This is a genomic window from Vulcanococcus sp. DEBay_Sum22DG08_74 (genome assembly GCF_017852955.1).
Lineage (GTDB): Bacteria > Cyanobacteriota > Cyanobacteriia > PCC-6307 > Cyanobiaceae > Vulcanococcus.
Window position 1 is genome coordinate 1 of the sequence record NZ_JAFMKL010000042.1, and the last position, 13308, is coordinate 13308.

15 protein-coding genes are annotated in these 13308 nt (G+C 67.5%); 9 read left to right on the top strand and 6 right to left on the bottom strand.

Annotation, left to right across the window (positions count from 1 at the left end):
- The first annotated feature begins 11 nt into the window (after positions 1-11).
- The 3 genes from QZ184_RS06375 (at position 12) to QZ184_RS06385 (ending at position 1732) form a co-directional block, all read left to right on the top strand.
- The gene (locus QZ184_RS06375) at positions 12-353 is read left to right on the top strand and encodes a hypothetical protein (protein WP_010315499.1); all 342 of its coding nucleotides are present in this window, start codon (positions 12-14) and stop codon (positions 351-353) included.
- Between the two features lie 47 nt (positions 354-400).
- Positions 401-1009: an FKBP-type peptidyl-prolyl cis-trans isomerase gene (locus QZ184_RS06380; protein WP_010315497.1), complete on the top strand. Its 609-nt coding sequence runs from the start codon at positions 401-403 to the stop codon at positions 1007-1009.
- A 123-nt stretch (positions 1010-1132) separates the two neighbouring features.
- Positions 1133-1732: a superoxide dismutase gene (locus tag QZ184_RS06385; protein WP_010315495.1), complete on the top strand. Its 600-nt coding sequence runs from the start codon at positions 1133-1135 to the stop codon at positions 1730-1732.
- A gap of 44 nt (positions 1733-1776) precedes the next feature.
- Here QZ184_RS06385 and queA read toward each other — a convergent pair whose 3' ends face one another.
- The 5 genes from queA to lipB all read right to left on the bottom strand — a co-directional run bounded on the left by queA (position 1777) and on the right by lipB (position 7387).
- Positions 1777-2868 carry a tRNA preQ1(34) S-adenosylmethionine ribosyltransferase-isomerase QueA gene (queA, locus tag QZ184_RS06390; RefSeq protein ID WP_296418668.1) on the bottom strand — a complete coding sequence of 364 codons (1092 nt, stop codon included), beginning with the start codon at positions 2866-2868 and terminating at the stop codon, positions 1777-1779.
- On the bottom strand, positions 2868-4193 hold the full coding sequence (locus tag QZ184_RS06395; RefSeq protein WP_296418660.1) for a dihydrolipoamide acetyltransferase family protein: 1326 nt from the start codon (positions 4191-4193) through the stop codon (positions 2868-2870). The genes queA and QZ184_RS06395 overlap by 1 nt, the downstream gene beginning before the upstream one ends.
- 68 nt (positions 4194-4261) lie before the next feature.
- Positions 4262-4705 (bottom strand): YlqD family protein, encoded by a 444-nt coding sequence (locus tag QZ184_RS06400; protein WP_247477206.1) that lies wholly within the window; start codon positions 4703-4705, stop codon positions 4262-4264.
- Positions 4706-4782: 77 nt separating this feature from the next.
- Positions 4783-6699, bottom strand: coding sequence for an AMP-binding protein (locus QZ184_RS06405; protein WP_296415767.1), 1917 nt, complete (start codon positions 6697-6699; stop codon positions 4783-4785).
- A gap of 28 nt (positions 6700-6727) precedes the next feature.
- Positions 6728-7387, bottom strand: coding sequence for a lipoyl(octanoyl) transferase LipB (lipB, locus tag QZ184_RS06410; RefSeq protein ID WP_296418670.1), 660 nt, complete (start codon positions 7385-7387; stop codon positions 6728-6730).
- A gap of 83 nt (positions 7388-7470) precedes the next feature.
- Between lipB and raiA the strand changes: the two genes are divergently transcribed.
- The 5 genes from raiA to QZ184_RS06435 are packed head-to-tail and all read left to right on the top strand — an operon-like array spanning position 7471 to position 12070.
- Complete coding sequence (raiA, locus tag QZ184_RS06415) at positions 7471-8058, top strand: ribosome-associated translation inhibitor RaiA (RefSeq protein WP_296415764.1); 588 nt, start codon at positions 7471-7473, stop codon at positions 8056-8058.
- An 8-nt stretch (positions 8059-8066) separates the two neighbouring features.
- Positions 8067-8738: a deoxyribose-phosphate aldolase gene (deoC, locus tag QZ184_RS06420; RefSeq protein WP_296415762.1), complete on the top strand. Its 672-nt coding sequence runs from the start codon at positions 8067-8069 to the stop codon at positions 8736-8738.
- Positions 8735-9544, top strand: a complete 810-nt coding sequence (gene recO, locus QZ184_RS06425; RefSeq protein ID WP_296415760.1) for a DNA repair protein RecO — start codon at positions 8735-8737, stop codon at positions 9542-9544. Before deoC ends, recO begins: the two co-directional genes overlap by 4 nt.
- Positions 9545-9549: 5 nt before the next feature.
- Positions 9550-10899, top strand: coding sequence for an MFS transporter (locus QZ184_RS06430; RefSeq protein ID WP_247479886.1), 1350 nt, complete (start codon positions 9550-9552; stop codon positions 10897-10899).
- Positions 10900-10927: 28 nt separating this feature from the next.
- Positions 10928-12070 (top strand): glycosyltransferase family 4 protein, encoded by a 1143-nt coding sequence (locus QZ184_RS06435; protein ID WP_247477200.1) that lies wholly within the window; start codon positions 10928-10930, stop codon positions 12068-12070.
- Here QZ184_RS06435 and pyrF read toward each other — a convergent pair.
- The gene (gene pyrF / locus QZ184_RS06440) at positions 12067-12783 is read right to left on the bottom strand and encodes an orotidine-5'-phosphate decarboxylase (protein WP_296418663.1); all 717 of its coding nucleotides are present in this window, start codon (positions 12781-12783) and stop codon (positions 12067-12069) included. The genes QZ184_RS06435 and pyrF overlap by 4 nt on opposite strands.
- Before the next feature lie 95 nt (positions 12784-12878).
- Between pyrF and QZ184_RS06445 the strand changes: the two genes are divergently transcribed.
- Positions 12879-13292 (top strand): cupin domain-containing protein, encoded by a 414-nt coding sequence (locus tag QZ184_RS06445; protein WP_296418666.1) that lies wholly within the window; start codon positions 12879-12881, stop codon positions 13290-13292.
- Positions 13293-13308 lie beyond the last annotated feature (16 nt).

Below are 13308 nucleotides of genomic sequence, written 5' to 3' on the forward strand. Positions count from 1 at the left end.
AAAGAAGTGATATGGATCCCAGCCGGACCCTGCAACAACTTCTCTTCCGCGGCCTTGGCACCACTTCACTGGTGGCCGATCGCCTGCGGAGCGTGACCCAGGCCTGGGTCAGCAGTGGGCGCCTGGATCCAAGCCAGGCCAGCGCCTTGGTGGATGACGTTCTCGCCAGCCTTCGCGGCGAGAACCCCGAGCTGGAGAAACAGACCGAACGGCAGGTCGAGCGCAACCTGGACCACCTGCTGCAGGACCTGGGCCTGGCCCGCCAGCGGGAGGTGGATGAACTGCGGGGCCGCATCGATCGCCTGGAGCAGCAGCTCCGGCAAAAGCAATCCCAACTCGAGATCCCGGACTGAGAGGCAACTAGGCGAGAATCGGCCCTTGATGCCTCTTTGATCCAGCCATGCGGGACATCCTGATCAGCTCCGCCGTTTGCGTCGGCTGCCTCTTGCTGGCACTGGTGAGCCAGATCGTGGCGCCCTCCACCGTGAACGCCGCCCCCAGCCAGCCGGCCGTGCAACAGGCCGTGGCCAGTGCCCCAGTCCAGGCCAGCTTCAGCGGCCAGATCGAGCTCGATCCGGAGGACCCCAACCCCAGCCTCTTCACCATGGCCAGCGACGTCATCGCCGACAGTGGGGCATCTGCCCTCGGAGGAGAAATGGTTGCGGCCAAAGAACGGATGACCCCCAGCGGTCTGCGCATCACCGACCTGGTGATCGGTGATGGCCCTGAGGCCAGCTCCGGTCAGCTCGTGGTTGTGAACTACCGCGGCACCCTTGAGAACGGCAAAGAGTTCGACAGCAGCTACGGCCGCGGTCCCTTCAGCTTCCCCCTCGGCGCCGGTCGCGTGATCAAGGGCTGGGATGAGGGCGTCGCCGGCATGCAGGTGGGCGGCAAGCGCAAGCTCGTGATCCCCCCCGATCTGGCCTACGGCGAGCGCGGTGCCGGCGGTGTGATCCCCCCGAACGCCACCTTGATCTTTGAGGTGGAACTGCTCGAGATCAAGGGCTGATCCGTTCCATGGGAGCCGCGCCAGCGGTGCGGTTCCCGCGACTGTCGAAACTGCAAACGATCGTTAGGATGCCGCCGCCGTCCGGCATTTGGCCGGGCATTGAAAAGCACGATCCTTCCGTTCATGGCTCATACGCTGCCCGCGCTGCCCTACGGCCTCGACGCCCTCGAGCCCCATATCTCCCGCCAAACCCTTGAGTTCCACCACGGCAAGCACCACAACGCTTACGTGACCAACCTCAACAACCTGGTGGCTGGCACCGATCTGGAAGGCAAGAGCCTCGAAGACACCATCGTTGCCGTGGCCGGTGATGCCGGCAAGGCTGGTGTGTTCAACAACGCCGCCCAGGTCTGGAACCACAGCTTCTACTGGCAGTGCATCAAGCCCAACGGTGGCGGCACCCCCAGCGGCGCGCTGCTCGACAAGATCAACGCTGACTTCGGCAGCTTCGAGAAGTTCGTTGAGGCCTTCAAGGCAGCCGGCGCCACCCAGTTCGGTAGCGGCTGGGCCTGGCTCGTGCTCGACAACGGCACCCTGAAGGTCACCAAGACCGGCAACGCCGATCTGCCCCTGGCCCACGGCCAGAAGGCCCTGCTGACCATGGACGTCTGGGAGCACGCCTACTACCTGGACTACCAGAACCGCCGCCCCGACTACATCAGCACCTACCTCGACAAGCTGGTCAACTGGGACTTCGTGGCCGCCAACCTGGCCGCCGCCTGATCCGAGCGATCCAAGCCAAGCCCCCGCACAAGCGGGGGCTTTTTTTATGGTCGGGCGCTCTCGAGAACCGATTCCGGTGCGATCCACATCGCATCGCCATAGGAGAAGAAGCGATAGCCCTCGGCCTTGGCCTCCTCATAGAGATCCAGCAGGCGGCGGCGACCGACCAGGGCACTGACCAGCAGCAGCAGCGAGCTCTTGGGCAGGTGGAAATTCGTCAGCAGTCCCTGCACCACCGCAAAGCGATAGCCGGGCTGAATCACCAGATTCACCGGCCCGGCATGGGGCTGGAGCTCGCCCCCATGGAGCTGGGCCACAGCCTCCAGGCTGCGAACGGAGGTGGTTCCAACCGCAATCACCCGGCCACCGCGGGCGCGGCACTGGGCCACGGCCTCCACAGCCGCCGCCGACACCTCAACCCACTCGCTGTGGAGCTCCAGCTGGGTCAGGTCCTCGGTCTCCACCGGCCGAAAGGTGCCCAGGCCCACATGCAGGGTCACGGTTGTGCGCTGTACACCTCGCGCCTCCAGGGCCTCGAGCAAGGCATCGCTGAGGTGCAGACCCGCCGTGGGAGCAGCCACCGCCCCGGGCCGCGAGGCATAGCGGGTCTGGTAGCGGCTGTCGTCCTCGCTGGAGTGCTGGTGGATGTAGGGCGGCAGGGGGATTTCGCCATAGCGCGCCAGCAGCGCCTCGATCGCTTCTGGGGTGGTGCACTCCGCCGGAAAGCGCACGACCCGGCCGCCGGTCTCGGCGTCGATGGCCACGATCTCCAGGGGCTGGGGGGGTTGACCGGGATGCTCCATCTGCAGGATCTCGCCCGGCTTCAGGCGCTTGGCTGGCTTGGCCAAACAGAGCCAATCACTGCCTTCCACAGGCTCCAGCACCAGGAGCTCCACCGCGCCGCCGCTGGCCCGGCGGGCCTGAAGGCGCGCCTTCAGCACCCGGGTGTTGTTGACCACCAGCAAGTCACCCGGTTTCAGCAGCTGCTGCAGCTCCCAGACCGTTTGGTGGCTGCAGCCCTCTGGGCCTTCCAGCGCCAGCAGCCGCGCCGCATGGCGGGGCTCCACGGGCCGCTGGGCGATGAACGTCTCCGGGAGATCGAAGACGTAGCTCGAAAGCAGCTGATCGTCGCTGATCAGAAGGCCAGGCTCTCGGGGTTGGTCTCGATCAGCTGGGCCAGATCCTTCAGGAAGGCCGCCGCATCGGCGCCGTAGATCACGCGGTGATCACAGGTCAGGTTGACCTGCATCTGGTTCGCCACGCGGATCGAGCCGTCCTTGCCGCCCACGACGGTGGGACGGGAGGCGGCCACCGCCAGGATCGCGCCGGTGCCCGGGGGCAGGATCGCGTCGAAGCGATCCACACCGAACATCCCCAGGTTGGAAAGGGTGAAGGTGCCGGTGCTGTACTCCTCAGGCTGCAGCTGCTTGCTGCGGGCCCGGCTCACCAGATCCGCCCAGTTGCGAGCCAGGGAGTGGATATCGGTCTTATCGGCGTTGGCCAGCACGGGGGTGATCAAGCCACCGTCTTCCATCGCCACGGCCACGGCCACGTTCACCGCAGCGGGGTAAACCATGGCGCTGCCATCGGCACTGGTGGCGGCATTGACCTGGGGGTGACGGGCCAGCACCACACCCACGGCCTTGGCCAGCAGGGCGGTCATGGTGACGCCCTTGCTCTTCACCTGCTTGTAGAAGGCGTCCAGCTTGGTGGTGGTGATCGTGTAGCCGACGCGGAAGGTCGGCACCGCCAGGCTCGCCACCATGTTGCGATTGACCGCACCCTGCAGGGTGTTGAACGCCACGCTCTCGCCGGGACGACCAAAGGCATTGCCCGCCGGTGCAGCCGCAGGAGCAGCGGCACCATTTCCGCTGCCGCTGGCAGCGGGAGCTGAGCCCTCGGCCACGCGGGGTACGGCCACGGTCAGACCCAGGGCCCGCTCAACGTCCTCGGCCTGGATTCGGCCGTGGGGGCCGCTGCCGCGCAGGGTCTCCAGGGCGACGCCGTGCTGGCTGGCCAGTTTCTTGGCCCGGGGGCTGGCCACCACGCGGCCATTGGTCACAGGAGCGGGGGCAGCGGCAACGGGAGCCGGGGCTGCCGCAACGGGTGCGGGGGCAGGAGCCGCTGCAGGAGTAGGTGCCGGAGCAGCGGCCGGGGCGGGAGCGGCAGCGGCGGCTGGTGCGCTGGGGGCCTTGGCCTGGGCCTCGTCGATCTCAGCCTCGGTCTCCACCACGAGGCCGATGGTTTCACCAACGGGGGCCGTGCTGCCGGCGGGCATCAACACCGCTGCGAGGTAGCCCTCGTTGAAGGACTCCACGTCCATGTCGGCCTTGTCCGACTCGACGACCAGGACGGACTCACCGCGGCCGACCTTGTCACCTGGCTTCTTCAGCCATTCCACGATCTTGCCCTCCGTCATGGTGGAGGAGAGGGCGGGCATGAAGATTTCGTGGGTGGCCAACGGAGGTCTGCCGCTCAATTGAGGCGGATTTTACGCGGCTCAGCGGCCGGGACCTCCGGAGTGGCGACTTAGAGGGCTCCCTCGATCGACTCGATCACCCCATCGCGCACAACCACAGCCACCTGGAGCTTCTCCACGAGGTTGTCGCCCACCTTGACGTCGGTGAAGCTGTCGAGCTGGCCCTGCTCAACGATCTGCTCCATCTCCAGGTCGCGGACCTGGCGCTGCTGCTCGAGCAGCTGACGCTTCTGCTCCTCAAGCTCGGCGCGCTTGGCCGCCACCTGCTCCTGCACGGAACCCACCTGCTCCTGGACGCGGGGATCCAGGGGGTTGGCGCTCTGGCTGCGGATCGCGTCCACCAGCTGCTGGCCTTCCTGCTCGAGCTGCCCCAGCTGGGCGTCGCTATTGGCGATGGCCGCGCTGATCTCGCGCTCGGCGTCCTCCTTCCAACGGGGGGTCACCACCGCGCGAACGGTGATGGAGCGCTTCACGGAGAGGGAACCGTCGGCCATGGAAGGGGGATTCGCGGCGCCCAGCCTGTCAGGGGCGAGCGAGGCCGACAACGCCCGGCTCGGGCGGGTTCCCGGCCCTAGCGCCCGTAGATCGCCTCAATCGCTTGGGCATCGCGATCGGCGATGCGATCGCGCTTTTGCTTGAGGGTTTGGGTGAGCAAGCCGTTGTCGATGCTGAAGGCCTCCACCAGGGCCACCCCCGCCAGCCGTTCATCCGGGCGGGCGCCCACCCGGGACTGCAGGCGGCGATTCAGGCGGCTGGTCAGGGCCTTGAGCAGCGCCGGATCGGCGGCCGACATCCCCTGCTCGGCCGCGAAGGCCTCCAGGTTCTCCAGCTTCGGCACCACCAAGGCGCCCAGGGCCTTGCGGTCCTGCCCCACCAGCATCACCTGCTCCACCAGGGAGCAGGCCACCAGGCACTCCTCCAGGGGGCCCGGCTCGATGTTCTCGCCGCTGCTCAGGACGATCGTGTCCTTGGCGCGGCCGGTCAGCACCAAGGTGCCGTCGGCAAGCAGGTGGCCGAGGTCCCCGGTGTCAAACCAGCCCTCGGCATCGAGCACCTTGGCGGTGGCCTCTGGCTTGCCCAGGTAGCCGCCCATCACCTGGGCGCCCTTGGCCAAGACCTTGCCCCGCTCGCCGATGGCCAGCACCGCCCCGGTCTCGGGATCGGTGATCTTGATGGAGGTGCCCGCCAGCGGTTGGCCGGAGCTGCCGCGGCGGTTGTTCCAGCGGCGCCGGCAGGTCAAGACCGGACTGGTTTCGGTCAGGCCGTAGCCCACCAGCAGCTCAATACCGATGGCCTCAAAGAAACCATCGACGTGGATCGCCAAGGCACCGCCACCGCTGATGGCCGTGCGCAGGCGCCCTCCGATCAGCTGAGCGCGGACCTTCGGCCAGAACAGCTGCTCGGCCACCCCATGCAGGGGCCAACTCAGCAGCGCCCCGGCGGCGGCGGCCAGACGGCGGCGCTTGCGCTCAGGGATCAGGGTGCGATCCGCGGCCACCCGCCTCGAGAGGCAGTGGAAGCGGCTGACCTTCAGGGCCGAGCGGAGCAGCTTGGCGCGGCTCGCCGGCATGGCGCTGAGGGCATCCTCAAAGCCGCTCAGCAGGGCTTCCCAGAGCCGGGGAACACTGATCAGATAGTGGGGGCGAACCCGCTGCAGATCCGGACGCAGTTGCTTGAGCGTCGTGTAGGTCTGCTGGCAGCCGCAGGAGAGCAGGAAGTACTCCGCGCTGCGCTCATAGGCGTGCCAGATCGGCAGAACGCTCAGGACCCGATCGCCCGGGCGCGGCGCCACCGCCACACCGAGGCTGCGCAGCTGCTGCAGCAAGTTGGCATGGCTCAGGGGAACGCCCTTCGGCCGGCCTGTGGTGCCCGAGGTGTAGAGCACGGTGGCCAGGCGCTCCTCTCCGCCTTCAGGCCAGGCAGGAGCGGGGCTGCTCGCCCCCTTGGCCATCAGCTCATCCCAGGTGAAGCAAGGGACCACCGGCACCACCGAACCGCGGTCCCCCTGCAGCAGCACCACAAAGCGCAGCTGCCCGAGGAGCTCACTGCTGAGCTTCAAACGCTGCAGCAGCTCTGCGGACTCCAGCACCAGCGCCACCGCGCCGCAGTCGCCCGCGATGTAGCGCAGCTCATCCACGGGGGCCGCGCTGCCGCGAACCGCATCCGCAGCCCCCAGACGCATCAGACCCTGGTCCGCCACCAGCCAGCGGGGGCAGTTTTCCGAGAACAACCCCACCACCTCCCCCGGCCGGACCCCGAGAGCCGCAAACCCTGCCGCAGCCTGCTCGATCTGTTGATGCAGGGCGCGGAAGCTCAGCTGCTCCGGTGGCTTGGCATGGGGAGCCTCCAGGGCAGGCGCATCGCCGTGGCGTTCAGCCAGCTGCCCCCAGAGCTGCTCAAGGCCGCGGAGTGCACTCCAGTCGTGCCTCTCGGCCAAGGCGCGCTGATCTTGGCGGCTGCCAGTCCAGCTGATCTCGGCGAGCGGCATGGGGGATATCAGTCAGTTGGCCCCGGTCTTACCACCCCTGGAGCTGCTCCTGCAGGGTTGGGGCTCGCAACTGCAAACCAAAGCGACGCGCGAAGGTCTCCAGCAGCCGTGGCCGCAGCGCCGCCGCCGAGAGCTCCGGCCGCCAATCCACCAGCCGCCCGACCTCCCGGTTCGCAATCCCGCAGGGCACGACTTCGGCAAAACCGGCGAGGTCCGCCTCCACGTTCAAGGCCAAGCCGTGCTGGCTGATCCAACGGCGGGCACCGACCCCAATGGCGGCCAGCTTGCGGCCCTCCAGCCAAACCCCCGTGAGCCCATCCATGCGGCCGGCCTTCAAGCCCAGCTCCGCCAGTAGATCGATCACCACCCCCTCCAACTCCCGCAGATAGAGGTGCAGATCAGCACCATGGCGCTGCAGGTTGAGCACGGGATACAGCACCAACTGCCCAGGGCAGTGGTGGGTCACCTCACCGCCGCGGTCGATCCGAAACAGCGGCGCGGGGGGATCGGCTGGATCAAAGCCCAGAAACCCCGGGTCGGCCCCGCGACCGAGGGTGTAACAGGGCTCATGCTCCAGCAGCAGCACTGCCTCCGGCCCATCGGGGTCCTCCAGCAGACGCCGTTGCAACTGCTGCTGCCAATCCCAGGCCAGCGCGAAGGGAACGCAGCCGGTGGGCTCGAAACAGATTGCGTCGCGGGTGGGCGAGGCCGTGGTTGAACTCACTGACCGTTCCTAGCGTTTAAGCGGGTCCACCGCCGAGGAGGCAAGGGATGAAGCTCGTGATTCATGGCCGCAATCTGGAGGTCACTCCAGCCATCCGCGAGTACACCGAAGAGAAGCTCAAGCGCGCGACCAGTCATTTCGACGGGATGGTGAAAGAGGCGGACGTGCATCTCTCGGTGGCCCGCAATCCCCGTGTTCCGCAACAGACCGCCGAGGTGACGGTCTTCGCCAACGGCACCGTCATCCGCGCCCAGGAACGCAGCGAAAACCTCTACGCCAGCATCGATCTGGTGGCCGGGAAATTGACGCGGCAGCTGCGCCGCTACAAGGACCGCCACGGCGACCACCACCACAGCCATGGCCACCACGCCAGCGAGACCCCCAGCGTGGTGGAGATGGCCGGCGATGACAGCGTCAGCGGATCTCTGCTGGACGGCAAGGAAGCCGGTCTGCCCAGCCGCGGGGTGCGCCGCAAGTACTTCTCGATGCCGGCGATGAGCCTCGAGGAGGCCATGCATCAACTGGAGTTGATCGACCACGACTTCTATCTCTTCCGCGACGCCGGCAGTGATGAGCTGCAGGTGGTCTACCGCCGCAACCATGGAGGATTTGGCGTCATCCAGGCCAAGGACTGAACGCAACTGTGCGCGACCTGCCCGATCTCGCTCCCCTGATCGATCACGCCCTGTTGGATCCCCACCAGGGCCAGGAGGCCATCCTCCGCTGCTGCGATGAGGCCAAACACTTCGGCTTTGCTGGGGTCTGCCTGGCCTCCCGCTGGCTGGATCTCGCCCGGGAGCGGCTCGGTCCAAGCGGCGGGCGGGGCCCGAAGCTGATCAGTGTGATCGGCTTCCCCTTCGGCGCGATCCCCGCCGAGATCAAGCGCCAAGAGGCCGAATGGGCCGCGGCCGCCGGTGCCGATGAACTCGATGTGGTGCCGGACTTCGGGGCCCTGGCCGACGGCAACAGCAGTCAGTTCTGCGAGGACCTTGCCCCGATCGCCGAATTGGGGCTGCCCTTCAAGGTGATCCTGGAGGTGGGACGGCTGTCGCCCGAGGTTCTGGAGTGGGCCGTCGAGGCCAGCATCGATGTCGGCGCCAGCATGCTCAAGACCGGCAGCGGCTTTGGCCCGGCGGCCAGCCTTGAGCAGGTCAAACAGCTGCGGCAACTGGCCCGTGGCCGGGCCGCGATCAAAGCCTCCGGTGGCATCAGCGGACTCGAGCAGGCCTACGGCCTCGTCGAAGCCGGGGCCAGCCGGCTGGGGACCAGCCGGGGGGTGGCCCTGATGGAGGCCCTGCGGGCCAAAGCAGCGTGAGCCCAGAGCAACGGCTTGAGGGGCTGGTGCTGCGCAGCAGTCCCCTGGGGGAAAGCGACCGTCTGATCACGGTCCTCAGCAATGAGGAGGGCCTGATCCGACTGGCGGCCCCCGGCGCCCGCAAGCCCAAGAGTTCCCTGGCCGCCGCTGTGCCCCTGGCGGTCCTCAGCCTGCAGGTGGGGGGCCGCAGCGGCCTGAAGCGCGTGCGCCAACTGCGGGTGCTGCGCAACTTCTCCCACCTGGCGGAGCGGCTGGAGACCCTGGCCGCCGCCCAGGGATTGGCCGAGGTCGCTCTGCTGCTGGTGCCCAGTGGCGATGCGATCGAGGGTCTACTAGAGGACCTACTGGTGCAGCTCGCCCGCCTGGAGTTGGTGGTCAAGGAGAAGCAAGACAGCCTGGAAGCCCTGGCCATCAGTGTTCAGGGCCTCACCCACCTGTTGGCCCTGGGGGGCTACGCCCTGCCCCTGGCGGAGTGCTGCCGCAGCGGGGAGCCCCTGGATCCCCCCCTGGGGAATTGGGACTGGCGCTGCAGCCTGCTGCCCAGTGAGGGCTTCGTGATCGGCGCCGTGCCCGGCGCCCAGATGGTGCTGAACGCCTCCGAGCTGGCCCTGTTGCAGCGGCTGCTACGGCCGGCGTTGCCCCGCAAGCGCGATGGAACGCTGATGGGACCGGAGTCGGTCTGGCTCCGGTTGCTGCAACTGCTGGAGCTCTGGTGCCGAGAACACCTCAACCGCAGCGCCCGGTCCTGGCGAATGCTGAGGCAGTGCTTCGACGATGGGGCATCATCGGTAGCCGGGAGGTCCTGAAGAACGTGAGCGAAGACCCGCGGTCTCCAGGTGACAACACAGGGCTCCAGGGGGTTTTGGCCCTGCCCGAATTCCGCAAGCTCTGGCTTGGGCAGATCTTCAGCCAGCTGGCGGACAAGTTCTACATCGTGTTGATGGTGTTCCTCATCGCCCAGTACTGGGCGGGGGCAACACCACCCGAGGGCGGTGCGCTGGTGGAGGCCGCCGGTGCGTTCAACCTCAGCATCGAGGGCCGGGCCCAGTGGATCACCCTGCTGGCCACGGGGATCTATGTGGCCAACACCATCCCAGCGATGGTCCTGGGTTTAGTGGCTGGGGTCTGGGCTGATCGCTGGCGCAAGCGCGAAGTGATGGTGGCCAGCAATGGCATCCGTGCCGGCCTGGCCCTGCTCACTCCCCTCTGCCTGCTGGATGGACCCCATTGGCTGGGGCTGAGCTGGGGCTACTGGGCCCTGCTGGTCATCACCTTTTTGGAGTCGGTGCTGACCCAATTTTTTGCACCGGCAGAGCAGGCTGCGATCCCGATGCTGGTGCCCACGCGTCAGCTGCTGGCGGCCAACTCGCTCTATCAGGCCACGAGCATGGCCGCCACCATCGTCGGCTTTGCCCTGGGTGATCCGATCCTGCGGGGTCTGAAATATGGCCTGGGTGCCCTGGGCATTGCCAACGGCGAATTCGCCCTATTGCCCCTCTGCTACGGCCTGGCTGCCCTCTCGATCGCTTGGATTCGCGTCGAGGAAACGCCGCAGCGCAGCCACGACGAGAACATCTGGCGCGAGATCTCCGAAGGCCTGGAGGTGCTTAAGCAGCGTCCAACCGTCCGCAGCGCGATGCTCCAGCTGGTGCTGCTCTACAGCCTTCTGGCGGCGCTTTATGTCTTGGCGATCAGCCTGGCCTCCGCCATCCGTCAGCTGGGACCCACCCAATTCGGAACCCTGCTGGCCATGAGTGGCATCGGCCTCGCCCTGGGCGCCGTCGCTGTCGCCCAGATCGGCCATCGCTTCAACCGCCGCCGTCTGGCCTCCGCGGGCCTGGGAACGATCGCCTGGAGCCTGGTGCTGCTCGGCCAACTGCGCGGCAGCCTCGGCTTCACCCTCGCCCTCTGCACGGTGCTCGGTGTGGGGGCCGCCCTGCTGGCCATCCCCGCCCAAACCACCATCCAAGAGGACACCCCGGAATCGATGCGGGGCAAGGTCTTTGGCCTGCAGAACAACCTGATCAACATCGCCTTGAGCCTGCCGCTGGTGCTCGCCGGCGCAATCGTCAGCCGCTACGGGCTACTGCCGGTCCTCTGGGTCTTGGCGGGGCTGGCGGTGGCCGCTGCGCTGCTCGAGCAGCCGTGGAAACGCTGCTAGTTTCGGCACTTGGTCGAGTAGCCGCTGCGTGGCCCACATCGCCTGGTTGGGCAAGAAGTCACCCTTCTGCGGCAACGTCACCTACGGCCTGACCACCACCGAGGCCCTACGGGATCGGGGCCACGAGATCAGCTTTATCCACTTCGACAGCCCAGGAACGGCGAGCCCGGACGTGGCCCTGCCCTATCTGGTCAAGTCGCAGGTTTACACGATTCCCTCGCCAGGAGCCCAGCGGGAACTGCGGGAGTCGCTGGAGCGGCTGAAACCGGATCTGGTGCACGCCAGCTTGACCCTCTCCCCCCTGGATTTCCGGCTGCCGGATCTCTGCCAGCAGCTGGGCCTGCCGCTGGTGGCGACCTTCCACCCCCCCTTTGACGCCAGCCTGCGCAACCTGAGCGCCGGCACCCAGCAGCTGACCTATCAGCTCTACGCCCCATCCCTGGCCAAGTACGACCGGGTGGTGGTCTTCTCGGAGCTGCAGGCGGATGTGTTGATGCGACTCGGGGTCCCCAGGGATCGCCTGGCGGTGATCCCCAACGGGGTCGACCCCCAGCGCTGGAGTCCCAGCAACCCAACCGCACCCTCAGAACGGCTGCAGGAGCTGCGCCAACGCTTCAGTGGCCAGCGGGTCTTTCTCTACATGGGGCGAATCGCCACGGAGAAGAACGTCGAAGCGCTGCTGCGGGCCTGGAAGTTGGTCCAGCCCAGCGGCTGCAAGCTCGTGGTGGTGGGCGATGGTCCGATGCGCCAATCGCTGATGCAGAACTACGGCGAGGACGCCGGCATCCTCTGGTGGGGCCATGAACCGGAGCAGGCCGTGCGGCTGGCGCTCCTGCAGCTGGCGGAGGTCTTTCTCCTTCCCTCCCTGGTGGAGGGGCTCTCCCTGGCACTGCTGGAGGCCATGGCCAGTGGCACCGCCTGTGTCGCCACCGATGCCGGGGCCGATGGGGAGGTGCTCGAGGGCGGGGCCGGCATCGTCATCAGCACCCAGGGGGTCACCACCCAACTGCGCACCCTGCTGCCGGTGCTGCGGGACCAGCCCGTCCTTAGTGCAGAACTGGGCCGGCGTGCCCGCCAGCGGGCGCTGGAGCGCTACACCCTCACCCGCAACATCGACCAGCTGGAGCGGCTCTACGGCGAGCTCAGCCCGGCGGCGCAGGCAGTGGCCTAGGCCAGCTCGGCGCAGCAGGCGGCAAAAGCCAGGGTGGGGTCCTCAGCCTTGGTGATCGGCCGGCCGATCACCAGCTGGGAGGCTCCAGCGGCGATGGCCTCAGCGGGACCCAGCACCCGGGCCTGATCGCCCGCGGCGCTGCCCTTCGGGCGAATCCCCGGGGTCACCAGCGCGAAGGGTTCTGGGTGCTGGGCCCGCAGGCTGGCGGCCTCCAGCGGAGAACAGACGCAACCGCCAATTCCCGCCCCTGCGGCCAGGGCCGCCAAGGCCGGAACCCGTTCAGCGATGTCCTGACGGATGGCCAGTTCCCGCTGCAGCCGCTGCTCCTCCCAACTGGTCAGCACCGTCACCGCCAGCAGGGTCGGAGCGGCCAGTCCAGCGACTTGGGCGCCCTCAGCAGCGGCGGCCTGGGCCGCCTGCAGGGCTTCACGACCGGCGCAGGCATGGACCGTGATCAGCTCCGCACCCAGGCCAGCCGCCCGCCGGCAGGCACCGGCCATGGTGGCGGGGATGTCGTGGAACTTCAGGTCGAGGAAGACACGCAGGCCCTGCTCCCGCAACTGGGCCACCACCTCAGGGCCCGCCTGAACAAAGAGCTCCAGGCCGACCTTGACCCAGCGCAGGCCCTCGACCCCGCGGCTGAAGGCCAGGGCCTGATCCGGGGCCATGCCATCGAGGGCAACGATGATCCGCTCAGCGGCAGGCCTGGTCACGGGGAGGCAGCTCTCGATGAAGATCTCAGGCTACGAATTGTCCTGGCGCGTTCTCCAGGAGCGACCCAGCATGGGATCAGCACCTTGCCTCGCCCATGGGTCCGCGGATCCTGCATCCCGAGCAACTCCAGGGGTTTCGGCTGGGCAGCAATGACCACTGCCGGCTGGCCCTGCTCAGCAAGCCGGAAGCCGGCGGCTGCACGCAGTTCCTAGAGGTGCATGACCCCTGCGATCGGGTCCCCGCCCACAGCCATCACCAGGCCGCCGAGCTGTTCTTCGTTCTGCGGGGGAACGTGGTGTTCCACGTCGGTGAGTCCAGCATCACCGCCAGTGGCGGGGACTTTGTCAGCGTCCCCGGCGATGCGATCCACGACCTGGAGAACCCAGGCCCAGGCAGGGTTTACCTGATCACAGTGCTCAGCCGCGATGGTGGCTTCGCTGACCTGCTGGAGCACGGGATCCCGACGCCGTTGGATGCGGAAGATCTGGCGGTGCTGCGCGGCCTCTAGGTCACAAAAGCCAGGC

What these genes read in the sequence shown, in the direction of transcription:
- QZ184_RS06380 (WP_010315497.1), top strand. Translation starts at nt 401, where the DNA reads ATGCGGGACATCCTGATCAGCTCCGCCGTTTGCGTCGGCTGCCTCTTG.
- raiA (WP_296415764.1), top strand. Translation starts at nt 7,471, where the DNA reads ATGAAGCTCGTGATTCATGGCCGCAATCTGGAGGTCACTCCAGCCATC.
- QZ184_RS06405 (WP_296415767.1), bottom strand. Translation starts at nt 6,699, where the DNA reads ATGCCGCTCGCCGAGATCAGCTGGACTGGCAGCCGCCAAGATCAGCGC.
- QZ184_RS06375 (WP_010315499.1), top strand. Translation starts at nt 12, where the DNA reads ATGGATCCCAGCCGGACCCTGCAACAACTTCTCTTCCGCGGCCTTGGC.
- QZ184_RS06445 (WP_296418666.1), top strand. Translation starts at nt 12,879, where the DNA reads ATGGGTCCGCGGATCCTGCATCCCGAGCAACTCCAGGGGTTTCGGCTG.
- QZ184_RS06400 (WP_247477206.1), bottom strand. Translation starts at nt 4,705, where the DNA reads ATGGCCGACGGTTCCCTCTCCGTGAAGCGCTCCATCACCGTTCGCGCG.
- QZ184_RS06385 (WP_010315495.1), top strand. Translation starts at nt 1,133, where the DNA reads ATGGCTCATACGCTGCCCGCGCTGCCCTACGGCCTCGACGCCCTCGAG.